General features: G+C 69.7%; 22 protein-coding genes. 6 read left to right on the top strand and 16 right to left on the bottom strand.

Features of this window, described 5'->3' with window-relative positions; all coding sequences use genetic code 11:
• Positions 1-133: 133 nt before the first annotated feature.
• From ACFYW3_RS10675 to ACFYW3_RS10750, 16 genes are all read right to left on the bottom strand, one after another.
• Positions 134-517 carry a DUF6113 family protein gene (locus ACFYW3_RS10675; protein WP_384621691.1) on the bottom strand — a complete coding sequence of 128 codons (384 nt, stop codon included), beginning with the start codon at positions 515-517 and terminating at the stop codon, positions 134-136.
• The gene (mshB, locus tag ACFYW3_RS10680) at positions 514-1,419 is read right to left on the bottom strand and encodes an N-acetyl-1-D-myo-inositol-2-amino-2-deoxy-alpha-D-glucopyranoside deacetylase (RefSeq protein WP_389386077.1); all 906 of its coding nucleotides are present in this window, start codon (positions 1,417-1,419) and stop codon (positions 514-516) included. The genes ACFYW3_RS10675 and mshB overlap by 4 nt, the downstream gene beginning before the upstream one ends.
• A 23-nt stretch (positions 1,420-1,442) precedes the next feature.
• The gene (locus ACFYW3_RS10685) at positions 1,443-1,637 is read right to left on the bottom strand and encodes a hypothetical protein (protein ID WP_053677094.1); all 195 of its coding nucleotides are present in this window, start codon (positions 1,635-1,637) and stop codon (positions 1,443-1,445) included.
• 379 nt (positions 1,638-2,016) lie between these two features.
• On the bottom strand, positions 2,017-3,138 hold the full coding sequence (locus ACFYW3_RS10690) for an ABC transporter ATP-binding protein (protein WP_389386078.1): 1,122 nt from the start codon (positions 3,136-3,138) through the stop codon (positions 2,017-2,019).
• Positions 3,131-4,105, bottom strand: coding sequence for an ABC transporter ATP-binding protein (locus ACFYW3_RS10695; protein ID WP_389386079.1), 975 nt, complete (start codon positions 4,103-4,105; stop codon positions 3,131-3,133). The genes ACFYW3_RS10690 and ACFYW3_RS10695 overlap by 8 nt, the downstream gene beginning before the upstream one ends.
• A 12-nt stretch (positions 4,106-4,117) precedes the next feature.
• Positions 4,118-5,119, bottom strand: coding sequence for an ABC transporter permease (locus ACFYW3_RS10700; RefSeq protein ID WP_389386080.1), 1,002 nt, complete (start codon positions 5,117-5,119; stop codon positions 4,118-4,120).
• A complete protein-coding gene (locus tag ACFYW3_RS10705) occupies positions 5,112-6,035 on the bottom strand; it encodes an ABC transporter permease (RefSeq protein WP_351378195.1) in 924 nt (307 codons plus the stop codon). The genes ACFYW3_RS10700 and ACFYW3_RS10705 overlap by 8 nt, the downstream gene beginning before the upstream one ends.
• Positions 6,036-6,107: 72 nt before the next feature.
• The gene (locus ACFYW3_RS10710; RefSeq protein WP_351756204.1) at positions 6,108-7,736 is read right to left on the bottom strand and encodes an ABC transporter substrate-binding protein; all 1,629 of its coding nucleotides are present in this window, start codon (positions 7,734-7,736) and stop codon (positions 6,108-6,110) included.
• A 107-nt stretch (positions 7,737-7,843) separates the two neighbouring features.
• Positions 7,844-8,782, bottom strand: a complete 939-nt coding sequence (locus ACFYW3_RS10715; RefSeq protein ID WP_389386081.1) for a GNAT family N-acetyltransferase — start codon at positions 8,780-8,782, stop codon at positions 7,844-7,846.
• Positions 8,783-8,908: 126 nt separating this feature from the next.
• A complete protein-coding gene (locus ACFYW3_RS10720) occupies positions 8,909-9,961 on the bottom strand; it encodes a dipeptide ABC transporter ATP-binding protein (RefSeq protein WP_351756209.1) in 1,053 nt (350 codons plus the stop codon).
• Positions 9,954-11,009 (bottom strand): ABC transporter ATP-binding protein, encoded by a 1,056-nt coding sequence (locus ACFYW3_RS10725; RefSeq protein ID WP_053677086.1) that lies wholly within the window; start codon positions 11,007-11,009, stop codon positions 9,954-9,956. Before ACFYW3_RS10725 ends, ACFYW3_RS10720 begins: the two co-directional genes overlap by 8 nt.
• 13 nt (positions 11,010-11,022) lie before the next feature.
• Entirely contained in the window at positions 11,023-11,982 is a 960-nt protein-coding gene (locus ACFYW3_RS10730) for an ABC transporter permease (protein ID WP_351756212.1), read from the bottom strand.
• A complete protein-coding gene (locus tag ACFYW3_RS10735; protein WP_351756214.1) occupies positions 11,975-12,919 on the bottom strand; it encodes an ABC transporter permease in 945 nt (314 codons plus the stop codon). Before ACFYW3_RS10735 ends, ACFYW3_RS10730 begins: the two co-directional genes overlap by 8 nt.
• Before the next feature lie 94 nt (positions 12,920-13,013).
• Entirely contained in the window at positions 13,014-14,633 is a 1,620-nt protein-coding gene (locus tag ACFYW3_RS10740) for an ABC transporter substrate-binding protein (protein ID WP_351756216.1), read from the bottom strand.
• A 445-nt stretch (positions 14,634-15,078) separates the two neighbouring features.
• Positions 15,079-16,983, bottom strand: coding sequence for a translational GTPase TypA (gene typA / locus ACFYW3_RS10745; RefSeq protein WP_267826854.1), 1,905 nt, complete (start codon positions 16,981-16,983; stop codon positions 15,079-15,081).
• A 382-nt stretch (positions 16,984-17,365) separates the two neighbouring features.
• Positions 17,366-19,786, bottom strand: coding sequence for an ABC transporter family substrate-binding protein (locus ACFYW3_RS10750; RefSeq protein WP_389386082.1), 2,421 nt, complete (start codon positions 19,784-19,786; stop codon positions 17,366-17,368).
• A 357-nt stretch (positions 19,787-20,143) separates the two neighbouring features.
• Here ACFYW3_RS10750 and ACFYW3_RS10755 point away from each other — a divergent pair, with 357 nt between their 5' ends.
• The 6 genes from ACFYW3_RS10755 (at position 20,144) to ACFYW3_RS10780 (ending at position 26,977) form a co-directional block, all read left to right on the top strand.
• The gene (locus tag ACFYW3_RS10755) at positions 20,144-20,371 is read left to right on the top strand and encodes a hypothetical protein (RefSeq protein WP_351756221.1); all 228 of its coding nucleotides are present in this window, start codon (positions 20,144-20,146) and stop codon (positions 20,369-20,371) included.
• Positions 20,372-20,494: 123 nt separating this feature from the next.
• Positions 20,495-21,319, top strand: a complete 825-nt coding sequence (locus ACFYW3_RS10760) for a hypothetical protein (RefSeq protein WP_389386083.1) — start codon at positions 20,495-20,497, stop codon at positions 21,317-21,319.
• Between the two features lies 1 nt (position 21,320).
• Entirely contained in the window at positions 21,321-23,237 is a 1,917-nt protein-coding gene (locus ACFYW3_RS10765) for a fumarate reductase/succinate dehydrogenase flavoprotein subunit (RefSeq protein WP_389386084.1), read from the top strand.
• Positions 23,234-24,007, top strand: coding sequence for a succinate dehydrogenase/fumarate reductase iron-sulfur subunit (locus tag ACFYW3_RS10770; RefSeq protein WP_389386085.1), 774 nt, complete (start codon positions 23,234-23,236; stop codon positions 24,005-24,007). Before ACFYW3_RS10765 ends, ACFYW3_RS10770 begins: the two co-directional genes overlap by 4 nt.
• A 70-nt stretch (positions 24,008-24,077) precedes the next feature.
• Positions 24,078-26,210, top strand: a complete 2,133-nt coding sequence (locus ACFYW3_RS10775; protein WP_389386086.1) for a TPM domain-containing protein — start codon at positions 24,078-24,080, stop codon at positions 26,208-26,210.
• A 47-nt stretch (positions 26,211-26,257) separates the two neighbouring features.
• Positions 26,258-26,977, top strand: a complete 720-nt coding sequence (locus tag ACFYW3_RS10780) for a PspA/IM30 family protein (RefSeq protein WP_389386087.1) — start codon at positions 26,258-26,260, stop codon at positions 26,975-26,977.
• Positions 26,978-26,979 lie beyond the last annotated feature (2 nt).

The following is a 26,979-nucleotide window of genomic DNA, read 5'->3' on the forward strand; positions in this document are numbered from 1 at the left end:
TGGCCGTCGCCCGGGCGCAACTGTTCGCCGGGAATCGGGGATTCCCCTTCACCCGCTCCGAGAGCGTACTCAACGATCCGTCAAACCCCCGCAAGCCGTCCCCGATCGGATTCCGTCCGTGCTCAACGACACGTCACGGGCGGGGCTTCGCGGCCGAAACCGGCCGGTCGACCGGGCCGCGCATCGTGGCACAGATCACAGCGATCACGGTCCCGCCCAAAAGGTATGCGTACATGCCGATTCCGGACGAACCGAGCAGGAAGTCCCCTTCGGGGCGCGGCAGGCTGAGGAGTACGTAGGCCAGGAACCAGCCGATCGCCGCGGCGCCCACGCCGATGCCGGTCCCGGTGGCGATCCGGCCCGCGAGGAACACGCCGAAGAGCGCCGCCAGCGCGAGCAGCAGTCCGCCCGGGAACCACAGGCCCACGACGAGCCAGCCCGCCGCGCCGGCCACCGCGCCGGCGACGAGCAGGCCGAGCAGGGCGGCGATCCGGCCGGGGGTCCAGGTGGTGGTCATGCCGACACCCCCGCGAAGAGGTCCCGCTCGCGTTCGCCGGCCGGGGCCCCCGGCTCACCGACGACGAGTTCGTAGTACTCGCGGGCGAAGAGCGGCTGGGCCAGGTCGTTCGACAGGGCGAAGAAGGGCCCGTCCACGGCGATCTGGGTGGCGTGCGCGCGCATCGCGGCGGCCTTGGCCGCGACGAACGCCTCGCCGTCGGCCCCGTCGCCGATCTCGGCGGTGACGCGCTCGTCGGCGACGACCCCGGGCACGTCGTCCGGTGCGGCGAGCCCCGGGAAGGGCGCCTTGCCGCCGGCGGCGCGCAGTCGGGCGAAGCCCTCCTCGACCACCGAGCGCGGCACCCGGTTCCAGTAGATCTTCCCGATCGTGTGCGGCGCGCCGAGATCGCGTCGGTACGCGCCCTCCGCGGCGAGTTCCGCCGCGCGCGTGGCGACGCGGTGGGCCTGGATGTGGTCGGGGTGTCCGTAGCCGCCGTCGGGGTCGTAGGTCACGAGGACCTGCGGACGCAGCTCCCGGATGACCTCGACGAGGTGCGCGGCGGCCTCGTCCACGTCGGCGGCCCAGAAGGCGCCGGGGCGGTGGTTCTGTTCGGCGCCCATCATCCCGGAGTCGCGGAAGCGACCGGGACCGCCGAGGAACCGGTGGTCGGTGACGCCCAGTTCCGCCATGGCCGCGGCGAGCTCGCCGATGCGATGGGGGCCGAGGGTGTCGTCGCGGTCGGCCGCGAGATGGGCGAGGTCGGGCGGGATGACCTCGCCCTCCTCGCCCAGCGTGCAGGTCACCAACGCGACGTGGGCGCCCTCGGCCGCGTACTTGGCCATGGTGACGCCGTTGTTGATGGACTCGTCGTCCGGGTGCGCGTGCACGAGGAGCAGACGACGAGCGGGAAGACCGTTCATGGGGTCAGCCTACGAGCTGAGTCCTAGAACTTGAGGCCACTGATCATGCTGGCCACGTTGGACGTCAGCTGGCTGAGCGTCGGCGCGATGGTCGAACTCGCCAGATAGAAGCCGAGCAGCACACACACGACGGCGTGTCCTGCCTTCAGTCCCGACCTCCGAACCAGCAGGAAGACGACGATCGCCAGCAGCACCACGGCCGAGATCGAGAGTGCCACGGCGTTTCACCTCCACGTCGAGCGGACATCGGTACGCGTATTCGTGCTCGGCGGACTCATACCCACCGTGCGCTACGGATCATAACTATCCGTACCAGCGCATCGATCGAATTCCGGCAGCACAAGGGGCGCACGCCGTGCATGCACAGGGTCACGGGGGAGGCCGGCCGGGGAGGCCGTACGCCTGCCCGGCCGGCTGTCGGCACCCGCACGGCCGCACCCGGCCCAGGCTGCCCGGTTCACATCTCGGGCCAGAAACGGTCAAGTTGCCACCAGGTAAACCGAGTTGTCGTCACCCTGGGCCAGGCTCTCCGCATATTCGGGGGTGGCTGGAAATGATCGCCGGGTGTGAGCCCCCGTGCTGCCGGCGGCCCGGCGGCTACTCCTTGGACGGCGGGCCTCCGGGTGACGGACCGGCTGACGGCGGCTCCGGGGCCGGTGGGCCGGAGGGCGGCGGGTCCGGTGGCGGCGAGAGTTCGCCCGGCCCCGGGACCACCCGCTTCTCGGCCGCGAAGTGGCAGGCCGACGGATGCGCCGCCGGGCCCGAGGGGAAGACCTGCGGGACGGCGAGCAGCGGCACCTCCACCGCGCACCGCTCCCGGGCTTTCCAGCAGCGGGTGCGGAAGTGGCAGCCCGACGGCGGATCGGCCGGGGACGGGACGTCGCCGGTGAGGATGATCCGGTCCCGGTGGGCGCGGGCGTCGGGGTCGGGAACGGGCACGGCCGAGAGCAGCGCCTGGGTGTAGGGGTGGGTGGGGTGGTCGTAGATCTGGATGTCGCTGCCGATCTCGACGATCCGGCCCAGGTACATCACGCCCACCCGGTCGGAGATGTGCCGGACGATCGAGAGGTCGTGCGCGATGAACACGTAGGACAGCTCGAACTCGTCCTGGAGCCGGGCCAGCAGGTTGACCACCTGCGCCTGGACGGAGACGTCGAGCGCGGAGACCGGTTCGTCGGCGACGATGACCTCGGGGCGCAGGGCCAGGCCGCGGGCGATGCCGATGCGTTGGCGCTGACCGCCGGAGAACTGGTGCGGGTAGCGGTTGATGTACTCGGGGTTGAGGCCGACGACGTCCAGCAGGTCCTGGACCTTGCGGCGCCGGTCCCCCTTGGGGGCCACCTCGGGGTGGATGTCGAAGGGCTCCCCGATGATGTCGCCGACCGTCATGCGCGGGTTCAGCGAGGTGTACGGGTCCTGGAACACCATCTGGATGTTGCGCCGGACGGCCTTCAGGGCGCGCCCGGACAGTTTGGTGATGTCCTCGCCCTTGTACGAGATGGCCCCGGAGGTCGGGCGTTCCAGGTTGACCAGCATCTTCGCGACGGTGGACTTGCCGCAGCCGGACTCGCCGACGATGCCGAGGGTCTCGCCGGGGGCGAGGCCGAAGGACACGCCGTCGACGGCCTTGACGGCGCCGATCCGCTTCTTGAAGAGGACGCCGCGGGTCAGCGGGTAGTGCTTGACCAGGTCCCGCACTTCCAGGATGGCTTCAGGCACCGATGCACTCCTTCCAGAAGAAGCACGCGCTGGTGCGGTCCGGGGCGACGTCGGCGAGCGGCGGAACCTCGGCCCGGCAGACCGGCCGGGCCATCGGGCAGCGGGGGTTGAAGGCGCAACCGGGCGGGATGGCGAGCAGGTTGGGCGGCAGGCCCTTGATCGCGTAGAGCTCGTGCCCCTTCTGGTCCAGGCGCGGGATCGAGTCCAGCAGGCCGCGGGTGTACGGGTGCGCCGGACGCTTGTAGATCTCGTGCACGGGGGCCGCCTCGACGATCCGGCCCGCGTACATCACGGCGATCTTGTCGGCGACGTCGGCGACGACGCCGAGGTCGTGGGTGATCAGGATGAGGCCCATGTTCAGCTCGCGCTGGAGCTCGGCGAGCAGGTCCATGACCTGGGCCTGGACGGTGACGTCGAGGGCGGTGGTCGGCTCGTCGGCGATGATCAGGGAGGGTTCGAGGGCCAGCGCCATCGCGATCATGATGCGTTGGCGCATGCCGCCGGAGAACTGGTGCGGGTAGTCCCCCACCCGCTGCCTGGCGGCGGGGATCCGCACCCGGTCCATCAGCTCGATCGCCCTGGCCTTGGCGTCCTTGCGGGACATCCCTCGGTGGACCTCGTACATCTCGCCGAGCTGCGCGCCCACGCTGAGGACGGGGTTCAGGGAGGACAGGGCGTCCTGGAAGATCATGGCCATCTGGGCGCCGCGGATCCTGCGGCGTTCCTCCTCCTTGGCCTTCAGGAGGTCCTTGCCCTTGAACAGGATCTCGCCGTGCGGGATCCTGCCCGGCGGCATGTCCAGGATGCCCATGACGGCCTGGGCGGTGACGGACTTGCCGGAGCCGGACTCGCCGAGCACGGCGAGGGTCTCGCCCTCGTCGACCGAGTAGCTGACGCCGTTGACGGCTTTGGCGATTCCGTCCCTCGTGTGGAACTCCACGTGGAGGTCGCGGACTTCGAGCAGCATGGTGCCCACTCCTCAGCGCAGCTTGGGGTCGAGGGCGTCGCGCACCGCGTCGCCGAGCATGATGAAGGCGAGCACGGTGATGCTCAGCGCGCCGGCCGGATAGAGCAGCATGTGCGGGGCGTTGCGGATCTGGGAGGCGGCGTTGGAGATGTCGATCCCCCAGGAGACCGTCGGCGGGCGCAGGCCCACGCCGAGGAACGACAGGGTGGCCTCCAAGGCGATGTAGGTGCCCAGGGCGATGGTGGCGACGACGATGACGGGCGCGACGGCGTTGGGCGCCACGTGGCGCAGCATCATCCGGCCGTTGCCGGCGCCGAGGGCGCGGGCGGCCTGGACGTAGTCGTTCTGTTTGGCGGTGATCACCGAGCCGCGGGCGATGCGGGCGATCTGCGGCCAGCCGAGCAGCACGATGAAGCCGACCACGGGCCAGACGGTGGTGCTGGTGACCACGGACAGGAAGACCAGGCCGCCGAGGACGACCGGGATGCCGAAGAAGATGTCCGCGACCCGGGAGAGCAACGAGTCGCCCCATCCGCCGAAGAATCCGGCGAGACCGCCGAGCAGGGAACCGAGCAGGGCGGCGCCGAGGGTGGCGCAGATGCCGACCGTGATGGAGGCGCGGGCGCCGTAGACGGTGCGGGTGTAGACGTCGCAGCCCTGGGTGTCGTAGCCGAAGGGGTGGCCGGGCGAGGCGCCCTGTTGGGACTTCGACAGCTCGCAGTGCAGCGGGTCGCCGCTCGCGATGAGCTGCGGCCAGATGGAGATGACCACGAGGAACAGGATCAGCAGCGAGGAGACGATGAAGACGGGGTTGCGACGCAGTTGATACCAGGCGTCGGACCACAGGGAACGGGCCTTCTCCCCCGGGCCGGAGGGTGTGTCGCCGAGTGGCTTCTCCAGGCTCTCGGCCTCCTCCAGCGCGAGATCCATGGGTCCGCCCTGTCCGGTCGGGGCGATGACCTCCCCCTCTCCGGGTTGCAGCGGGTCGTAGGCGGGGTGCTCCGGCTCAGGCATAGCGGATCCTCGGGTCCAGGACCGCGTAGAGCAGGTCGACGAGCAGGTTCGCCAGGAGGAAGACGATGACGAGGATGGTCACGAAGCCGACCACCGTCGGGGAGTTGTTGCGCAGGATGCCCTGGTAGAGCTGGTAGCCGACGCCGTGGATGTTGAAGATCCGCTCGGTGACGATGGCGCCGCCCATGAGGGCGCCGATGTCGGTGCCGATGAAGGTGACCACCGGGATCAGCGAGTTGCGCAGCAGGTGCCGGGTGATGACCCGGCGGCGCGGCAGTCCCTTGGCGACGGCGGTGCGGACGTAGTCGGCCTTGACGTTCTCCGCGATGGAGGTGCGCGAGAGCCGGGTGACGTACGCGAGGGAGACCAGCGCGAGCACGATGCCGGGCAGGATCAGCTCCCCGAAGGCGACCTCCCCGGAGACGGTGGGCCGGACCCAGCCCCATTTGACGCCGAAGAGGAACTGGAGCAGGTACCCCGTCACGAAGGTGGGCACCGAGATCACGACGAGGGTGAGCACCAGCACGGTGGTGTCGACGCTCCGGCCCCGGCGCAGGCCGCTGATCACGCCGAGGGTGATCCCGACGATGACCTCGATGACGATGGCGACCAGGGTCAGGCGCAGGGTCACGGGGAAGGCCGACGCCATCAGTTCGGTGACCGGTTGCCCGTTGAAGGCGGTGCCGAAGTCGCCCTGGAAGATCTGCCCCATGTAGTGCAGGTACTGCTTCCACAGGGGCTGGTCGAGGTAGAGGTCCTTGCGGATGCGTGCGGCGGTGGCGGGGTCGGGCGCCTTGTCGCCGAAGAGGGCGGCGACCGGGTCGCCCAGCGCGTACACCATGAAGAAGATCAGGAACGTGCTGCCGATGAACACGGGGATCATCTGGAGCAGCCGCCGGATCACGTAGCGTCCCAAGGAGTGCTCCGGGGTGTCGGTGGGCCCTCCGGAACCGGGAGGGTGCCGGAGGGCGCGGGATCCGTGTGGGGGTCAGCTGACCTTGATCGCGTTGTAGACCGGGACGCTGAACTGGTTGAGGGCCACGTCGGAGATCCGCTCGGAGTGGCCGGCGCTGCCGTTCTGGTACCAGAGCGGGATGGCGGGCATCTGCTCGGCGAGGATCTTCTCGGCGTCCTGGAAGGTGGCCGTGGCCTTCGCCCTGTCGCTCTCCTGGTTGGCCTGGTCGACGAGCTTGTCGAACTCGGGGTTGGAGAACTTCCCGTAGTTGGAGGAGGCGCCGGTGTAGTACAGCGGCTGCAGGAAGTTCTGGATGAGCGGGTAGTCGGCCTGCCAGCCCGAGCGGAAGGGGCCGGTGAGCTTGAAGGCGCTCTGCTGGTTGCGGAAGTCCGCGAAGGTGCCGACCGGGTTGACCGTGCAGACCGGGCCCTCGCCGAGGGCGTTGTTGACGCTGTTGCAGACGGCGTCCATCCAGTCGCGGTGCGAACCGGTGTCCACGTTGGAGGTGAGCGTCATCTTGCCGCCGGGCAGGCCGCCGGCCTCCTGGATGAGCTTCTTGGCCTCGGTGGGGTTGAAGACGCAGGCGTCGCCGCAGAGGGTGGCGTTGAAGCCGCCGTCCTTGCCGAGGGCCGGCGAGGTCCAGTCCTTGGCGGGGGTGCGGGTGTCGCGGAAGATCTGCTTGGTGATCTCGTCGCGGTTGATCGCCATCGAGATGCCCCGGCGGACCTTCTCCATGCCCTCCTTGCCCCACTGCGGGTCGTACAGCGGGAAGGTGAGGGTCTGGATGATCAGGGCGGGCTGGTTGATGTACCGGTCGCCGAGGTCGTTGGCGACGTTCTTCAGTTGCTGCGCCGGGATGTCGTCGACGAGGTCGAGGTTTCCGGAGATCAGGTCCGTGTAGGCGGTGTTGTTGTCGGTGTAGACCCGCAGGTCCACCCCGCCGTTCTGGGCCTTGTCCTCACCGGTGTACCCGTCCCACTTGCGCAGGTTCATCGCGGTGCCCTTGGTGTACGAGTCCACCGTGTAGGGGCCGTTGCCGATCGGCTTGGAGAGCCAGCCGGCGTGGTCGGTGAAGAAGGCCTTGGGCAGCGGGGAGAACGCCTGGTAGCCGAGGGTCTCGGGCCAGGTGGAGAACTTCGACTTCAGGGCGACCGTGAAGGTCTTGGCGTCCTTGACGACGAGTCCGGACATCGTCTTGGCCTTGGGCTCGCCGGAGGCCGGGTGCAGGTTCTCGTAGCCGACGATGTCGGAGAAGAACGGCGAGTTGTTCTGCTTGTTGCGCACGTCGGCCCCGTAGTTCCAGGCGTCGACGAAGGACTGCGCGGTGACCGGCTCGTCGTTGCTGAACTTCCAGCCGTCCTTCAGCGTGATCGTGAAGTTCTGACTGTCCGTCGTGTCGACCTTTTCCGCGACCATGTTGACGGCCGCGCCGGTCTTCGGGTCGTAGCGCTTGAGGCCCCGGAAGATCATGTCGAGGACCTTGCCGCCCTGCACCTCGTTCGTGTTGGCGGGTTCCAGCGGGTTCTGCGGGTCACCCCACGAGGAGCTGACGATCCCCGATTCGCCTCCGCCACCGTCGCTTCCGCCGCCGCCGCAGGCCGTCGCCGCGAGGGCGACGGCCACCGCACATGCGGCCCACTTGGCGTGGGTGGCTCCGCGCATGGAGTGCCTCCTAGGGATCCCAAGTCTCACTTAGGGGCCAATGTCACCCTATGAGGGGTCCCATACACCTCCGGTTGGACCGATTGCACCCTCGCGTCACCCGCCTGTCACCCCTGCGAGTGCAAAGGCAGCTCCCATGTGTCCACGGCGTAGTGCAGGCCCATTCCGTGCGCCTCGTAGAGCGCAAGCGCACCGCTCTCGTTGTGGGTGTCCACGCCCAGCCCCACGGTGTCCCGGCCGCGTTCCGCGTAGGCGGCGAAGGCGTGGCGCAGCAGGAATCCGCCGATGCCGCGGCCGCGAACGTCCCCGCGCACGCCGATGTGGCTGATCCAGCCCATGCTGATGCGGTCGTCCCGGGTGAGCAGGACGGCCACGTCGCCCCGGGCGGGCAGGGCGGCGATCCAGACCAGGGACCAGTCGAGCCGACGGGCGTCGAGGTGGTCGAGCCAGGGTTCGTACGCGCGCTCCACGTGCCCGTAGTGCGCCGCGAACGTCTCCTCGACCAGGGCGTGGGCCCGACGGGGGTCGGCCTCGTCGGCGGCGCAGTGACGCAGTGTCAGCCCGTCGGGGGGCCGCGGCGGTCGTTCGCGGGCGGCGTCGAGCCGGCGGGTCATCACCTGGTACCGGCGCACGGAACGGTAGCCGCGGCGGGTCAGGAGGCCCGTGTCGAGGGTGGGTTTCACGTTGAGCTGGAGTCGCAGTGCGGCGGCGCGGGTCGCGCCGGCCATCCTGCGGGCCCGGACCTCCATCAGCTCCAGGAGTCGTACGGCGGCCTCGGGGTCGCCGGGCAGCACGTAGTGGTCGCCGTCGACCCGACCCGGTCCGGCGTCGGCCCAGACCAGCGCGTACGCGACGAGCCGGCCGGCCCGGAAGGCGAGCCAGGAGTCCCTCGCCAGGTCGACGCCGGGGTGGTGCAGGTCGGCCTTGACCGTGCCGAGGTCCGTTTCCGGTCTGCCGATCTCGATGACGTCGACGGCGTTGAGCAGTGCGCAGATGTCGGACGCGTCCCCGGGCCCGGCGGGTCGGACGGTCAGCATGTCGGTCATCGGCCCACTCTCGGTGGCGGCGGGCCCCGAAGGCAACCGACTTCCGTACCCGCCACACGTCAGGGCGCCCGGTACCGGAAGGATCCGGTACCGGGCGCCCTGAACAGAGGTGCGTCCCGGGGGAGATCAGACGGCCAGGACGGCCTTCTCCTCCGCGAAGTGGCACGCCGACTCGTGCGCGGCCAGGGTGTCCAGGCCCTTGAAGCGCTCCGGGATCGCCAGCAGCGGCTCCTCGGTGGCGCACTTGTCCTGGGCCTTCCAGCAGCGGGTGCGGAAGCGGCAGCCCGACGGCGGGTTGGCCGGGGACGGGACGTCACCGGTGAGGATGATGCGCTCGCGACCCTCGCGGGCGTCCGGGTCGGGGACCGGGACGGCCGACAGCAGCGCCTGGGTGTAGGGGTGCGTCGGGTGCTCGTAGATCTCGCCGTCGCTGCCGATCTCGGCCATCTTGCCGAGGTACATGACGCCCACGCGGTCCGAGATGTGCCGGACGATCGACAGGTCGTGCGCGATGAAGAGGTAGGACAGGTTGAACTCGTCCTGGAGCTTCTCCATCAGGTTGATGACCTGCGCCTGCACCGACACGTCGAGCGCGGAGACCGGCTCGTCGCAGATGATGATCTCCGGGTTGAGCGCGAGGCCGCGGGCGATGCCGATGCGCTGGCGCTGACCGCCGGAGAACTGGTGCGGGTAGCGGTTGATGTACTCCGGGTTGAGGCCCACGACGTCCAGCAGGTCCTGGACCTTGCGGCGCCGGTCGCCCTTCGGGGCCACCTCGGGGTGGATGTCGAAGGGCTCCCCGATGATGTCGCCGACCGTCATGCGCGGGTTCAGCGAGGTGTACGGGTCCTGGAACACCATCTGGATGTTGCGCCGGACGGCCTTCAGGGCGCGCCCGGACAGCTTGGTGATGTCCTGGCCCTTGTAGAAGACCTCGCCCGCGGTGGCCTTCTCCAGGTTCATCAGGAGCTTGGCGACGGTGGACTTGCCACAGCCGGACTCGCCGACGATGCCGAGGGTCTCGCCGCGGTAGAGGTCGAAGGAGACCCCGTCCACGGCCTTGACCGCTCCGACCTGCTTCTTGAACAGGATTCCCTGGGTCAGCGGGAAGTGCTTGACCAGGTTGCGCACCTGGAGGATCGGCTCGCGCTCGGGGGCGTTCTTCGTGAGCTCAGCCATGGATCTGCTCCTTCCAGAAGTGGCACGCGCTGCCGCGGCCGGGCAGCACGGCGCCGTCCTGCTCGGTCACCTGCTGCAGGGTCGGTACGTCGGTGCGGCAGATGTCCTGCGCCTTGGGGCAGCGCGGGTTGAACGCGCAGCCCGAGGGGATGTTCAGCAGGTTGGGCGGGAGGCCCTTGATCGCGTAGAGCTCCTGGCCCTTCTGGTCCAGGCGCGGGATCGAGTCCAGCAGGCCGCGGGTGTACGGGTGCGCCGGACGCTTGTAGATCTCGTGGACCGGGGCGTTCTCGACGATCCGACCGCCGTACATGACGGCGATCTTGTCCGCGACGTCGGCGACGACGCCGAGGTCGTGGGTGATCAGGATGAGGCCCATGTTCATCTCGCGCTGGAGTTCCGCGAGCAGGTCCATGACCTGGGCCTGGACCGTCACGTCGAGAGCCGTGGTGGGCTCGTCGGCGATGATCAGGTCGGGCTCCAGGGCCATCGCCATGGCGATCATGATGCGCTGGCGCATACCGCCGGAGAACTGGTGCGGGTAGTCGCCCACGCGCGCCTTGGCGGCGGGGATCTTGACCCGGTCCATGAGCTCGACGGCCTTGGCCGTGGCGTCCTTCTTGGACATCCCGCGGTGGACGCGGAACATCTCGCCGAGCTGGGCGCCGACGGTGTGCACCGGGTTCAGCGAGGACAGCGCGTCCTGGAAGATCATGGCGATCTTCTGGCCGCGGACCTTGCGGAACTCCTCGGCGGGCAGCTTCAGCAGGTCGGTGCCCTGGAACAGGATCTCGCCGTGCGGGATCTTGCCCGGGGGCATGTCCAGGATGCCCATGATGGCCTGCGCCGTCACGGACTTGCCGGAGCCGGACTCGCCGAGGACGGCGAGGGTCTCGCCCGCGTTCACGGAGTACGAGACGCCGTTCACGGCCTTGGCGACACCGTCGCGGGTGTGGAACTCGACGTGCAGGTCGCGCACTTCGAGAAGGGGAGTGCCCTCCGGCGCCGATCGCGGCGCGGGGACGTTCGAGGTCTTGTCGATGATGGTCAACGTACGCCCTTCCTCAGCGCAGCTTCGGGTCGAGGGCGTCGCGCACCGCGTCGCCGACCATGATGAACGCGAGCACGGTGATGCTCAGCGCTGCGGCCGGGAACAGCAGCATGTAAGGAGCCTGGAGGAAGCGCGCCTGGGCGTCGCTCACCATCAGACCCCACGAGATCTCCGGCGCCTGGACGCCGACACCCAGGTAGGACAGGGCAGCCTCGGCGGAGATGTACACACCCAGGCTGATCGCGCCGACCACGATGACGGGGGCGATGGCGTTCGGCAGGATGTGCCGGAGCGTGATGCGCCAGGTGCCGGCGCCGAGGGCGCGGGCCGCCATCACGTAGTCGTTGTGCTTGTTGGCCAGCACCGACGACCGCATGATGCGGAAGATCTGCGGCCAACCGAGGGTCGCGAGGACCAACGAGACGGTCCAGGCGTTGCCCTTGCCGAGGCCCGACATGATCAGCATGCCACCGAGCATCAGCGGGATGGCGAAGAAGATCTCGGCGAAGCGGGAGAGCACGGTGTCGACGAAGCCGCCGAACCAGCCCGCGAGCAGACCCGACGTGACGCCGACCAGGACCACCATGGCGGTCGTGGCGATGCCGACGATGATCGAGTTGCTGGCCGCGTAGACGGTCTTCGCGTAGACGTCACAACCCTGCACGTCGGTCCCGAAGATGTGGTCGCCGCTGGGCTTCATCATCGAGTCGCGCAGGTTGCAGGCCGCGTAGGCGTCGACGCCGGTGAAGATGCCCGGCAGCAGCGAGACCACTGCCATGAACAGCACCAGCGCGCCGCCGATGAGGAAGACGGGGTTGCGGCGGAGGTCGTAGAACGCGTCCGACCAGAGACTGGCCTCGCGCTCCTTCTTCTTCCGCTTCCCGCCCTCCTTGGGGCTCTTGACGTCGGTGGAAGGGGCGCCGACGGTCTGGGTCTCGGTCAACTCGTCCCCCACCGTGGTTGTGTCACGCATAACGGATCCTCGGGTCGAGCACGGCGTACAGCAGGTCCACGATCAGGTTGGCGAGCATGTAGACGAGAACCAGGATGGTGACGATGCCCACCACCACCACGCCCTGCTTCTGCCAGACGTACATCGCCAGCGTGCCGCCGATACCGTGAATGTTGAAGATCCTCTCGGTGATGACCGCGCCACCCATGAGGGAGCCGAGGTCCGCACCGAGGAAGGTGATGATCGGGATCAGCGCGTTGCGCAGCGCGTGACGCACGACGACGCGGCGGCGGGGCAGGCCCTTGGCCGTGGCGGTGCGGACGTAGTCCGCGCGCATGGTCTCCATGAGGCTGGTACGGGTCAGTCGGGCCACGTACGCCAGGGAGGTCGTGGCGAGCACGAACCCGGGCAGGAGATAGGCGCGGAGACCGTCGTTCTCGTTGAAGGAGACGGGGAAGAAGTCGACTCCCCAGGCTTCCTTCAACTCGACGCCGAGGACGAGCTGAAGCACGAAACCGAAGACGAAGACCGGGATCGAGATCACGAGCAGCGTGGTGATCAGCACCAGCTGGTCGATGAACTTGCCGCGGCGCAGGGCCGACATGACACCGGCGGTGATGCCGACGAGGGCTTCGATGACGAAGGCGACGACGGCCAGGTTGACCGTGTACGGGAACGCCTCGGTGATCAGGTCGATGACCTGACGACCCTGCAGGGTCTCACCGAAGTTCCCCTGGAACAGGTTGGTGATGTAGTGCCAGTACTGGAGCAGGAACGGATCGTCCAGGTTGTACTTCGCCCGCAGCATGGCCGCGACGGTGGGGTCGGCCTTCTTGTCGCCGGCCAGCGCCGAAACGGGGTCGCCGGGCAGGCTGAAGGCGAGGTAGTAAATGAGGAACGTGGCACCGAGCAGTACAGGGATCGCCTGTATGAGTCGGCGGATGAGGTAGCGGCCCATCAGACCTCCAACGGAAGAGCAGGGGGAAAGGGCGGGCGGGCGGAAACCTGATTCCGCCTGCCCGCCCCCGCGGTCCCCTTGGTGAAGAGGGGTGTCAGTTGAGTTCGACGTTCGCCAGGTCCATGCGGCCCTGGGCGTCGACCTCGACGTTCTTCACGGACTTGGAGTAGGCCGAAGAAGACATGTACGTGAAGACGGGGATGTACGGAAGGTCGCGGATGATGATGTCATCGGCCTTCTGGTACAGCTTCAGACCCTCCGCGGGGTCCTTCGCCTCGTCCGCCTGCTTCATGACGGCCTCGAACTCGTCGTTCTTGTAGTGGCCGTAGTTGGAGCCGTTCTCGATCGCGACCTTCGAGAAGATCGGACGGAGGTAGTTCTCGGCCGCCGGGTAGTCCATGGACCACGCCATGCGGAACGCGCCCTTGTACTTCGAGGCGCCCAGGTCGTCCAGCATGTCGCCGAACTTGGCGTACGGCTTGGCGGTGACCTCGATGCCGAGGTTCTGCTTCAGCTGGTTCGCGACGGCCTCGATCCACTCCTTGTGGCCGCCGTCGGCGTTGTAGCCGAGCTCCATCTTGTTGCCCGGGATGCCGCCGGCCTTCTCGAAGATCTCCTTCGCCTTGGCCGGGTTGTACGTGCCGAACTCGCCGAGCGCGCCCTTGCGGTAGCCGGGGACGATCGGGCTGATGAAGTCGTCGGCCGGCTTGCGGGTGCCGTTGAAGATGCTCTTGCCGATGGCGTCCCGGTCGATGGCCATGGAGATCGCCTGGCGGATCTCCAGCTTGCCGAAGGTCTCGGGGTTCTGCTCGAGCGGCAGGCCGACGTAGCCGACACCGGACTCGGGCTTGTAGATGTAGCGCTCGCCGAACTCCTGGGAGACGGTGGCCATCGCCGAGATGGGGAGCTTGTCGAGGATCTGGATGTTGTCGGCGCGCAGGTCGTTGTACGCCGTGTCCAGGTTGTCGTAGATCTTGAAGGTGACGCCGGCCAGCTTGGCGCGACCCTCGGCCGGGTACTTGTCGTACCGCTTGACCTTGATCTGCTTGTTGTGGTCCCAGACGCCGTCCATCTGGAAGGCACCGTTGCCGATGGGGGCCTCGCCGAACTTCTTCGGGTCGGCCTCGAACGCCTTCGGCAGCGGGTAGAAGGCGTTGTAGCCCAGCATCGTCTTGAACTGGGAGAAGGACTCCTTCAGCGTGACGGTGAAGGTGTTCTCGCTGACGACCTTGAGGCCCTTGAGCTCCTTGGCGGTGGGCTTCTTGTCCTTGCCCGGGGCCAGCTCGTCGGAACCGTCGATCTTCGAGAAGAACGGCAGGCCCTCGGCGGCGTTGTCCTGGTTGGCACCCCAGTTCCAGGCGCGGACGAACGACTGGGCGTCGACCTTCTCGCCGTTGTGGAAGGTGTAGCCGTCCTTGATCTTGATCGTCCAGGTCTTCGAGTCCGTGGTCTCGATGGACTCGGCGACCGCGAGCTTCGGCTCGTTGGTCTTGTTGTCGTACTTGACCAGACCGGTGAAGAGCGCGTTGAGAACCTCGGCACCTTCGGACTCGGCGGTGTTCTGACCGATCAGGCCGTGCTGCGGCTCACCAAGCTGCACGGTGATGTTGCCGCCACCCTCGCCTGCGTTGTCCTTGCTGGTGCTGCAAGCCGTGGCAGCCATCGCCACGATGACGGCACCCGCGACCCACTTGGCGCTCGTTGCTCCGCGCATGGGTAATTGCCTCCTCAGGAGTCACTGTCGATTCGTGAAGGACCCGGCTCGCTGACACCCCTGACAGCGAAATCCGGTCCCATCGTGTGTGCTCGTGAGTCGACGCTCCCCACAGCGTGTGACCCATTGACCCGAGCTCAATGGAGCCATCCTCGGGGACTGCCAGACCGTAAACCACACTTAAGTGGTCTCGTTTTCACAACATCACCGCATGGCGAAAACCCGAAATCCGGACAAACGGATAGGAGACAGACACGTGCGAAACGGACGGTTAGCTCATCATCCGGAGTGTCACGGTCGGTATCCGGACAGCAGAACGAAACAATCCGGTTGACACATGCGAACGGCCCCGCCCCTCACGATGATCCGTGAGGGGCGGGGCCGTGCCACAGGACGGGTTTCGGCCGGCCGCGGGCGGCAGCCGACAAGCGCCGTGGCTACGTGCCTACTTGCCGGACTTGGCGCGCGAAGCGGTGCGCGAGCGGTCCTTCTGGTCCAGGACGACCTTGCGGATGCGGACGGCCTCCGGGGTCACCTCGACGCACTCGTCGTCGCGGCAGAACTCCAGGGACTGCTCCAGGGAGAGCTTGCGGGGCGGCACCACGTTCTCGGTGTTGTCCGCGGAAGCCGCACGCATGTTGGTGAGCTTCTTCTCCTTGGTGATGTTCACGTCCATGTCGTCGGAACGCGAGTTCTCACCGACGATCATGCCCTCGTACACCTCGGTGCCGGGCTCGGTGAACAGGACACCGCGCTCCTGGAGGTTGATCATCGCGAACGGCGTCACGGAGCCGGCGCGGTCGGCGACCAGGGAACCGTTGTTGCGGGTCACCAGCTGGCCGAACCACGGCTCGTGGCCCTCGTGGATCGAGTGGGCGATGCCGGTGCCGCGCGTGCCGGTCAGGAACTCCGTACGGAAGCCGATGAGGCCGCGCGACGGGACGACGAACTCCATGCGGACCCAACCGGAGCCGTGGTTCGACATGTTGTCCATGCGGCCCTTGCGGACGCCCATGAGCTGCGTGACCGCGCCCATGTGCTCCTCGGGGACGTCGACCGTCATGCGCTCGACCGGCTCGTGCACCTTGCCGTCGATCTCCTGCGTGACGACCTGCGGCTTGCCGATGGTCAGCTCGAAGCCCTCGCGGCGCATCTGCTCGACCAGGATGGCCAGCGCGAGCTCACCGCGGCCCTGGACCTCCCAGGCGTCGGGGCGCTCGGTGTCGAGGACGCGGAGCGAGACGTTGCCGATGAGTTCGCGGTCGAGGCGGTCCTTGACCTGGCGGGCGGTGACCTTGCGGTCCTTGACCGCGGACTTGGCGTCCGCGCCCTTGCCGCTGCCGCCGCGACCGACCATCGGGGAGGTGTTCGTGCCGATGGTCATGGAGATCGCCGGCTCGTCGACCGAGATCAGCGGGAGCGCGATCGGGTTCTCCGGGTCGGCCAGGGTCTCGCCGATCATGATGTCGGGGAAACCGGCCACCGCGCAGATGTCGCCCGGGCCCGCCACCTCGGCCGGCTTGCGGGTGAGCGCCTCGGTCATCATCAGCTCGGTGATGCGGACGTTGGAGATGGTGCCGTCACGCTTGATCCACGCGACGGTCTGGCCCTTGCGGAGCTCACCCTGCTCGACGCGGACCAGGGCGATGCGGCCGAGGAAGTTGTCGGCGTCCAGGTTGGTGACGTGGGCCTGGAGGGGGGCCTCCTCGTCGAACACCGGGGCGGGGACGTGCTCCAGGATGGTGGAGAAGAACGGCTCCAGGCTGTCGCTGTCCGCGGGGACGGTACCGTCCTCCGGCTTGGTCAGCGACGCGACGCCGTCACGGCCACAGGCGTAGACGATCGGGAACTCGATCTGCTCCTCGTCGGCGTCCAGGTCGAGGAAGAGGTCGTACGTCTCGTTGACGACCTCGTCGATCCGGGAGTCCGGACGGTCCGTCTTGTTGATGCAGAGGATGACCGGCATCTTCGCCTGCAGCGCCTTGCGCAGGACGAAGCGGGTCTGGGGCAGCGGGCCCTCCGACGCGTCCACCAGCAGGACGACCGCGTCCACCATGGACAGACCACGCTCGACCTCGCCACCGAAGTCGGCGTGGCCGGGGGTGTCGATGATGTTGATCGTGATGGGCGCCCCGCCGTCCTTGGGGTGGTACTTCACCGCCGTGTTCTTGGCGAGGATCGTGATGCCCTTCTCACGCTCCAGGTCGTTCGAGTCCATCATGCGGTCGTCGAGGTGCTGGTGGGCGGCGAAGGCACCGGCCTGCTTGAGCATGGCATCGACGATGGTCGTCTTGCCATGGTCGACGTGGGCGACGATGGCGACGTTACGGATGTCGTGGCGCGTGGGCACTTCGGCGCTTCTCCCGGGATCGTGGATGGCGGCGCGTACGGTCCGGCACGCGAGCCTCGACCGGGCGGAAAACCTGCCACGGCCTTACCCCATCGTACGTCGGATGGCGGGAACCGGCTGCCGGGGGGTCTGTCAAGAGGCCGGACGACTGAGCGGAACCGAGTGTGGGGTGGGGAATCTCGGTCGCGCCCGACGCCTGTGTCCACTGGGGATTCACGCAGGTCCACAAGGTGTTCTGCAGGGTGTTCACTCGGGTCAACGGGTATCGACGACCTTGCCCGCCGGGTGTCCGGCGGGCAAGGGACTTGAGTCACTTCTGAGCTTGTGACCCGCGGGTCAACCTGGCGAACCCCCCTTTGTCACCACTTCTTCGCCCCCTGTCCTACTTCTTCTTCTCGTCGCCCTTGGCCGGGGCGGCCTTCTTCCAGCCGATGTCCTGGAAGCGGGGGGCGCCGAGGCCGAAGGCGCCCGCGTTCACCAGGTTCGGTTTGACGGCCACCAGCTCGGGGCGCTGGTACAGCGGGACGGAGCCGGCCGCGGCCCAGATCCGGGCGTCGGCCTTGCGCATCAGCTCGCGGGACTGGTCCTCGTCCAGTTCGCCGACCGCCTGGTCGAAGAGCTGGTCGATGTGGTCCGTGCCGACCCGGGTGTAGTTCTGTTCGACGAGGAGGGACCCGTCGGCGGCGGGTTCCGGCTTGGCGAAGATGGGGCGGGCGTCGGTGGCCGGGTAGGCCGTCGCCGGCCAGGAGTAGAGGGCCAGGTCGTACTGGCCCGAGGCGATGTGGTCCTTGAAGAAACTCTCGTCCGCCACCTTGGTCACCTCGGTGTTCACGCCGAGCTTGCGCAGCATCTGCGAGATCCGCTCGCCGACCGCCCGCAGGGACTCCGAGCCGGGGCCGGAGGGAAGGACGAAGCGGAGGGTGAGCGGCTTGCCGTCCTTGGCGAGCACGCTGCCCGAGGTGTGGGCCTGCTTGGCCGGGGCCGGGCTGGCCTTGGCGGGCTCCTTGTCGTCCTCGCCCTGCTCGCCGTCGAGGGTCGGGCCGCGCTTCCCGTCGTCCTGCGCCCGGTCCTCGGTCCCGGCTTCCGCCTCGGCCCGGGCCTGCGCCTCCGCCTGGCCGAGCAGGGTCTCCTCCTGCGCGGCCGCGAACGGGGCCGGGGCCAGCACCGGGGAGAGCCGCCCCTCACGGGCCTCGGAGGCGGCGGCGTCCGCGTCGACGATCTCGCCGTCCGGCAGCCGGCCCTCGGGCAGGTCCCCCTCGTGCTCGCCGTCGGCGTCCTCGTGGTCGCCGGGCGCGCGCGCCGGCGCCTTGGCGTCGCCGGCCTTCCCGTCGTCCTGGCCGACGATGTAGAGGCCGTCGTTGCCGGTGCCCGGGCCCGAGGGGGTCTTGCCGTCGTCCTGCCCGGGGGCCGTCCCGTCGCTCTCGGGGCCGGCCTTGGTGCCCAGCGGCGCGGTGAGCTTGCCGCCCTGTCGCCATCCGGCGTCGGCGAGCAGGGCCTGGGCGGCCCGGGTGTCCTGGCCGCCGAGCGCGTCGCTGTTGTCGGCGTACGCGCGCTGCCCGGCGAGCGCCAGGTGGCTGCCCACCGGCTTCGCGGGCAGGCCGAGCGGCTTCAGCACGATCTCGGCCAGCGCCTTGCGGTCCAGGGCGCGGGCCACGGCCCGTCGGACCCGCTCGTCGGCGAGGGGGCCGGAGGCGCCGTTCATCGCGAGTTGCGTGTAGGCGGGCTCCAGCGACTTGCGCACCGTGAAGGTGCGCAGGGCCACCTGCTCGTCCGCGTACTTCCGCACCGCCTCCGCGTCCTTGCGGCGGGTCTCCTGTTCGGCGGCGGCCTTGCTCTCGTCCTGCCCGTACGCCACCGCCCAGGACAGGGTCGCCTGGGCGGCCGTCACGGAGGTGCCCGGGCCGTGCGCGCCCTTGGCGCCCGAGGCGCGGCCCCCGTCGCGCAGGGCGAGGGCGATCCGGTCGGCGCCGGCGCGGTCGATCTCCGCCATGTCGAGGCGGCCGGCGGCCAGGGCGGCCGGGCGCTCGGCGCGGGGCACGGCGGTGAGGACCAGGGTGTCCAGCTTGGCGGGGCGACCCCACCAGCGGGCGTTGCGGGTGAGCGCCGCGGTACCGGTGTTCTTGTCGACGGCCCCGAGGTTGAAGGGTCCTGCGGTCACCTTGAGGGCGCTTCGGGCGCCCTCGTTGAAGGCCTCGGGGGTGCCCGTGACCTGCTTCGGGTAGAGCGGGCTGAAGAGGGAGCGCCAGTCGGCGTAGGGCTTGGCGAAGGTGACCTTGACCTCCAGGTCGGTCTTTCCCCGCTCGATCTTCTCGATGCGCTCGTAGCCGGCGTTGCGGGCGGTCCAGTACGCCGAGTCCTTGCCGTTCAGGGCCCTCCACTGGGCCACGAAGTCGGCGGCCCCGATCTCCCGGCCGTCGCTCCACACCGCCTGCTGGTTCAGCTTGTACAGCACGACCTGCTTGGGCTCGCGCTCCGTGACCTCGGCCTTCTCCAGGTAGTCCGGGTTGACCACCGGCCGGCCCTTGGCATCCATGACGAACAGTTGGGGCAGCACCGCCCCGGCGATCCGGCCGGTGGCGGCGTCGGCGTCGGCCTGGAAGGTGTTCAGGGTGTTCGGGAGGTTGTCCACGGCCCAGCGGAGCACACCGCCGTCGGCGACCCGGTCGCGGGCGGTCGTCGCGATGTCCTGGCCCGCGGCGGCCGGGCCGCCGTCGTCCTCACCCGCTCCGCATCCCGCGAGCAGCGGCAGTGCGAGGACTCCCGAGGTCAGGAGCGCCAAGGACCTGCGCCTTCTCTGGGTCATGGGTGGTACCTCCGGGGCGGGGCGTGGGGGTGCGTGAGCAGGGGGGACTTGATCACGTTCGGCGGTATATGGAGCTGATCACACTGGGTGCCGAGGCCCACTGAAATCCACGGCCCCCCGGGTCTCCCGCACCACACCCTCGCCACGCCGCGAACCCCACCCGTGCGGACCAATCACCCCGGCGCCGCGAACGCGCGTCCCCCCCGGGAGGGGGACGGGGGCGGGGTGCGGGGGCGCACGGATCAGGCCCTCGCGCCCGCAATCGGTGCACGTCCCTTCACAACCGGGGACGGGAGGGGCGACACTCTCAGGCGCCCATGAGCACGGCCACCGCACCCGCGGAAGTGAGGGCAAGTCATGTCCCTGCACGATGATTTGACCGCCGTACGGCGCGATCTCGACGAGCTCGCCCGCAAGGTCGAGCGGCTGGAGCGCACGGCGGGCCGTCAGGATCCGGGGGGCCGCCGGCCCGCGACCCCCGACCCGTCCCGGATGGTGACCATCCCGGACGCGCCGTACGACAGCACGCTGTGGACGGACACCGACGACGAGGGTCTCGGCGCCCGCGACCGGCGCGCCCCCTGACCGACCCGGAATCGCACCGCCCCCGGCGCTTTCCCCGCCGCACGCGCGTCCTGCACCACCCGCGTACCACCGGCGCACGCCCTGGCGACGACCACTCCCTCATCACTCCACCCGGAGTCCCCCTTGGCCACAGGCACGGAACCATCCCGACAGCGGACCGGCGGGGTCCACGGGCCCTCCCGGGCTTCGATCGCCGCCCGACATCTGCGGACCGACCGGTGGTGGCTGTCGCCCGCCGGCACCGCGGCGGGACTGCTCGCCTTCATCGTCTACTCGACCTGGCGGGCCTTCTCGAACGCCGACTACTACGCGGCCCCGTACGTCTCGCCCTTCTACTCCCCCTGCCTGGCGGAGAACTGCGCGACGATGCGCGGCGGCCCCAACGCGGACCTCTTCGGCAGTTGGTGGGGCCTGTCCCCCGCCCTGCTGATCCTGATCTTCCCGCTCGGCTTCCGGCTGACCTGCTACTACTACCGCAAGGCCTACTACCGGGGCTTCTGGGCCTCGCCGCCCGCCTGCGCCGTCGCCGAGCCGCACGCGACGTACACCGGTGAGACCCGCTTCCCGCTCATCTTCCAGAACGTGCACCGGTACTTCTTCTACGCGGCGGTGCCGGTCGCCGGAATCCTCACCTACGACACCGTGCTGACCTTCCGCGACGACCGTTACGAGTGGGGCCACATGGGCCTCGGAACACTGTTGTTCCTGGTCAACATCGTGCTGATCTGGGCCTACACCCTGTCGTGCCACTCCTGCCGGCACATCATGGGCGGCCGTCTGAAGCACTTCTCCAAGCACCCGGTGCGCTACCGGCTCTGGGGGTGGGTGAGCCGGCTCAACACCCGCCACATGCAGCTCGCGTGGGCCTCGCTGATCAGCGTCGCCGCGTGCGATTTCTACGTCTACCTGGTCGCCGGCGGCGCCTTCACCGACCCGAGGATCTTCTGACATGGCTCAAGTCGACCGACAGCAGTGGGACGTGGTCGTGGTCGGTGCGGGCGGCGCCGGGCTGCGGGCCGCGATCGAGGCCCGCGAACGGGGCGCCCGTACGGCCGTGATCTGCAAGTCCCTCTTCGGCAAGGCCCACACGGTGATGGCGGAGGGCGGGATCGCCGCCTCCATGGGCAACGTGAACGAGGGGGACAACTGGCAGGTGCACTTCCGCGACACCCTGCGCGGCGGCAAGTTCCTCAACCAGTGGCGCATGGCGGAACTGCACGCGAAGGAAGCGCCCGACCGGGTGTGGGAGTTGGAGACCTGGGGCGCGCTGTTCGACCGGACGCCCGACGGGCGGATCTCCCAGCGCAACTTCGGAGGACACGAGTACCCGCGCCTCGCCCACGTCGGCGACCGGACCGGCCTGGAGCTGATCCGCACCCTCCAGCAGAAGATCGTCCAGCTCCAGCAGGAGGACTACAAGGAGTTCGGCGACCACGAGGCCCGGCTCAAGGTCTTCCAGGAGTGCACGGTCACCCGCGTGTTGAAGGATCGCAGCCTGAAGGACGGGGAGGGGGTCTCGGGGGCCTTCTGCTACGAGCGCGAGAGCGGACGCTTCTTCGTCCTGGAGGCGCCGGCCGTGGTGCTGGCCACGGGCGGGATCGGGAAGTCCTTCAAGACCACCTCGAACTCCTGGGAGTACACGGGCGACGGCCACGCGCTGGCCCTCCTCGCGGGCGCGCCGCTGCTGAACATGGAGTTCGTTCAGTTCCACCCGACCGGCATGGTCTGGCCGCCCTCGGTGAAGGGGATCCTCGTCACCGAGTCGGTGCGCGGCGACGGCGGGGTGCTGCGCAACAGCGAGGGCAAGCGGTTCATGTTCGACTACGTCCCGGACGTCTTCAAGGAGAAGTACGCGGAGTCCGAGGAGGAGGGCGACCGCTGGTACGAGGACCCGGACCACAACCGGCGCCCGCCGGAACTGCTGCCCCGCGACGAGGTGGCGCGGGCCATCAACTCCGAGGTCAAGGCGGGCCGCGGCTCCCCGCACGGCGGGGTGTTCCTGGACGTGTCCACCCGGATGCCCGCCGAGCGGATCAGGCGGCGGCTGCCGTCGATGTACCACCAGTTCAAGGAGCTGGCGGACGTGGACATCACGGCCGAGGCGATGGAGGTCGGCCCGACCTGTCACTACGTGATGGGCGGGATCGCGGTCGAGTCCGACACCGCGGCCACCCTGGGCGTGCCGGGCCTGTTCGCCGCCGGCGAGGTCGCGGGCGGCATGCACGGCTCGAACCGGCTGGGCGGCAACTCCCTGTCCGACCTGCTGGTCTTCGGCCGGCGGGCCGGACTGCACGCGGCGGCGCACGCCGCCTCGTGCGCCGAGCGCCCGGCCGTCTCCCAGGCGGAGGTCGACGCGGCGGCGCGGGAGGCGCTGGCCCCGTTCCACGCCGCGGAGGGCGCGGAGAACCCGTACACGCTCCACCAGGAGCTCCAGACGACCATGAACGACCTGGTCGGGATCATCCGCCGGGCCGGCGAGATGGCCGAGGCCCTGGAGCGGCTCGCGGGTCTGCGGGCGCGGGCGGCGCGGGCCGGGGTCGAGGGCCACCGGCAGTTCAACCCGGGCTGGCACCTCGCCCTGGACCTGCGGAACATGCTGCTGGTCAGCGAGTGCGTGGCCCGGGCGGCCCTGGAACGCACCGAGAGCCGCGGCGGGCACACCCGCGAGGACTGCCCGTCGATGGAGCGGGACTGGCGGCCGGTGAACCTGCTGTGCCGGCCGGTGGAGCCGGCGCCCGCCGATCCCGCGGCCGACCGGATCGAGCTGACGCGGGTCCGCACCGAACCCATCCGTCCCGACCTGCTCGCCCTGTTCGAGAAGGACGAGCTGGTCAAGTACCTCGCCGAAGAGGAGCTCTACGAGTGACTGACTACGACGCCCACTTCCGGATCTGGCGGGGCGACGCGGAGGGCGGGGAGCTGCGGGACTTCACCGTGGAGGTGCACGAGGGCGAGGTGGTCCTGGACATCGTGCACCGGCTCCAGGCGACCCAGGCGTCCGACCTCGCGGTCCGCTGGAACTGCAAGGCGGGCAAGTGCGGCTCGTGCAGCGCGGAGGTCAACGGCCGGCCGCGACTGATGTGCATGACCCGCATGTCGGTCTTCGACCGCGAGGAGACGATCACGGTCACCCCGCTGCGGGCCTTCCCGGTGATCCGGGACCTGGTCACGGACGTGTCGTTCAACTACGAGAAGGCGCGCGAGGTGCCGGCCTTCGTGCCGCCGGAGGGGGTGGCCCCCGGCGCGTACCGGATGCGGCAGGTGGACGTGGAGCGCTCGCAGGAGTTCCGCAAGTGCATCGAGTGCTTCCTGTGCCAGGACACCTGTCACGTGGTGCGCGACCACGAGGAGAACAAGACCTCCTTCGCCGGTCCGCGCTTCCTCATGCGGGTGGCGGAGCTGGACATGCACCCGTTGGACGCGGCCGCCGAGGCGGGTCTGGACCGCAGGCGCATGGCCCAGGACGAGCACGGGCTGGGCTACTGCAACATCACCAAGTGCTGTACGGAGGTCTGCCCCGAGGGCATCAAGATCACGGACAACGCGCTGATCCCGCTGAAGGAACGCGTGGTGGACCGCTCCTACGACCCGCTGGTCTGGCTCGGGAACAAGATCGGCCGGCGTTCGGGCCGGTAGCGGTGCCGTGCGTCGGATCCGGTGATCACTCCGGGTGCGGGGGCGGGAAACCGCCCATACGCTCCGAAATGTGACTCCGCCGAAGAGACGCACCACCGCCGGGCCGGCAGTTCGGGCCGCACTCGCGCTCTGCGCCGGGCTGCTGGCGGTCGGCGGGTGGGGGGTGTCGTCGGCGCCGCCCGCCCGCGCCGACGATCCCGTGACGCTGTCCAAACAGGGGCAGATCACCGACCGGGTCGGGGCGCTGGGCGACCGCCGGCCGGCCGTCGTGTCCGCGTTGGACGAGCTGTACGACGCCCGCAGGATCCAGCTCTTCGTCACGTACGTGCGCGACTTCTCCGGGCGTTCCCCGCAGAGCTGGGCGGACGCCACGGCGCAGAAGAACGGGCTCGGTCAGAACGACGTCCTGTTGGCCGTGGCGACCGGCGACCGGCAGTACGCCTACTCGGCCGACGTGGACTCCGGCTTCACCGAACAACAGCTGGCCTCCGTCGCGAGGACCGCCATCGAGCCCGCCCTGCGGGAGAACGACTGGGCGGGCGCCGCGATCGGCGCGGCCAACGGCTACGACGCGGTCCTGGGCGGCCAACCCGTGCCGGTGCCCACGCTCACCCCCGGCGAGGCCGATCCGGGCGGGTCCGCGAGCGGCGACGGCGCCGGGGACTTCGTCCTGCCGGTGGTCGTCGTCGGCGCGGCGGGCGCGCTCGGCGCGTACGCGTACAGCCGCCGCAAGCGCGGCAAGGGCCCCGGCGCGGGGCGCGGGACGACGACCGGGCCGGGCTGGGGCGGTCAGGGCGGCGCGGCGGCGCCCCTCGCCCTGCCGGACCTCGACGCGCGGGCGAAGGCGCTGCTCGTGGAAACCGACGACGCGGTCCGCACCAGCACCGAGGAACTCGGCTTCGCCTCGGCGCAGTTCGGCGAGGAGGCCGTGGGGGCCTTCACCGAGGCGGTGAAGTACGCGAAGGGCGAGCTGACGCACGCCTTCCGGCTGCGTCAGCAGTTGGACGACGCCTACCCGGAGGACGACGCGACCCGCCGCCGGATGCTGGACGAGATCGTGGCCCGCTGCACGGAGGCGAACCGTCGGCTCGACGCCGAGACCGCGGACTTCGACCGGTTGCGGGACCTGGAGAAGAACGCCCCGCGGGCGCTGGAGACCGTCGAGGCGCACTTCCGCGCGCTGACCGGCCGGACGACCACGGCCGTGGCCACCCTGACGGCACTGACGGGTCGGTACGCGGATTCCGCGGCCGCCCCGGTCGCCTCCAACCCGGAACAGGCCAAGGACCGGCTGCTGTTCGCGACGGCCAGCCTCGGCGAGGCGCGGGCCGCGATCGACGCCGGCGACAAAGGCAGGGCCGCCGTCCACGTCCGGGCCGCCGAGAGCGCCGTCGACCAGGCGACGACCCTGGTGGACGCGGTGGAGCGGCGGGCGCGGGAGCTCGCGGAGGCGGCCGGGAAGCTGCCCGTGGCGCTGAGCGAGACGGACACGGACCTGGCGGACGCCCGCGGGCTGCTGAGCGGCACCGCGCAGGGGACCTCGACGGCGGACCTGCGCGGTCGGATCGGCCGGGCCGAGTCGGTCCTGGCGGACGTGCGGCGGGAGCAGGCGGCCGGCCGGTACGACCCGATCGACGCGTTGCGCCGGGTCGAGGAGGCCGACGCGGCCCTCGACGAGGCCCTCGCGGGGGCCCGTGAGCGGGAGAGTGGGCGGCAGCGGGCGGCGGGCCTGCTGGACCAGGCACTGCTGTCGGCCCGCAGCGCGATCGGCGCGGCGGCGGACTACGTCACCACCAGTCGGGGCGCGGTCGGCAGCCAGGCCCGGACCAGGCTGGCGGAGGCGCAGCGGCACCTGGAGCGCTCCCTCGCCCTGACCGGCACGGATCCGGCGGGCGCGCTGGCGGAGGCCCAGCAGGCGGACTCGCTCGCGCGGCAGGCCCAGCAGCTCGCCGAGCAGGACGTACGGGCCTACCAGGACCCGTACGGCGGGGCCGGCCGGCCCCGGCAGGGCGGCATGGGCGGCGCGGTGCTCGGCGGGATCATCCTCGGCGAGATCCTCGGCGGCGGCCGGAACCGGGGTGGAGGCTTCGGGGGCGGCTTCGGGGGCGGCGGGGGTTCCTTCGGCGGGGGCGGCGGCCGCGGGCCGGGCTCCTTCGGCGGCGGCGGCACCCGCGGCCGCATGGGCGGCGGCGGCCGCTTCTGACGACATCCCACCTCCGTGATCCCACCTCTACCCGGGAGTACAGGCACATGAGCAAGCAGACCATCCTCGGCCGTGTCACCCAGCTCGCCAAGGCGAACATCAACGCGCTGCTGGACCAGGCCGAGGACCCGCAGAAGATGCTGGACCAGCTGATCCGGGACTACACGAACAACATCTCGGAGGCGGAGCAGGCCGTTGCCACCACGATCGGCAACCTGCGGATGCTGGAGGCGGACCACAAGGAGGACGTGGAGGCGGCCTCGGAGTGGGGCGACAAGGCGCTCGCGGCGAGCCGGAAGGCGGACGAACTGCGCGCGGCCGGGTCGGCGGCCGACGCGGACCGGTTCGACAACCTCGCGAAGGTCGCCCTCGGCCGGCAGTTGCAGTCGGAGAGGGAGGCGAAGACGGCGGAGCCGACGATCGCCGCCCAGACGGAGGTCGTCGGCAAGCTGAAGTCCGGCCTGGACTCGATGCGGAACAAGCTGACCGAGCTGACGTCGAAGCGCGACGAGCTGGTGGCACGGGCCAAGACCGCGCAGGCGCAGAACACGATGATGGACGCGGTGAAGAACATCGACGTCATGGACCCCACCAGTGACCTGAACCGCTTCGAGGACAAGGTCAGGCGCGAGGAGGCCATGGCGCTGGGCAAGCAGGAACTGGCCGCGTCCTCGCTGGACGCCCAGTTCGAGTCCCTGGACGACCTCGACAAGACCTCGGAGATCGAGGCCCGTCTGGCCGCGCTCAAGGGCGGCCGGGCCGCCTAGGC

The sequence above is a fragment of the Streptomyces sp. NPDC002602 genome (assembly GCF_042889445.1).
Taxonomy (GTDB): domain Bacteria; phylum Actinomycetota; class Actinomycetes; order Streptomycetales; family Streptomycetaceae; genus Streptomyces.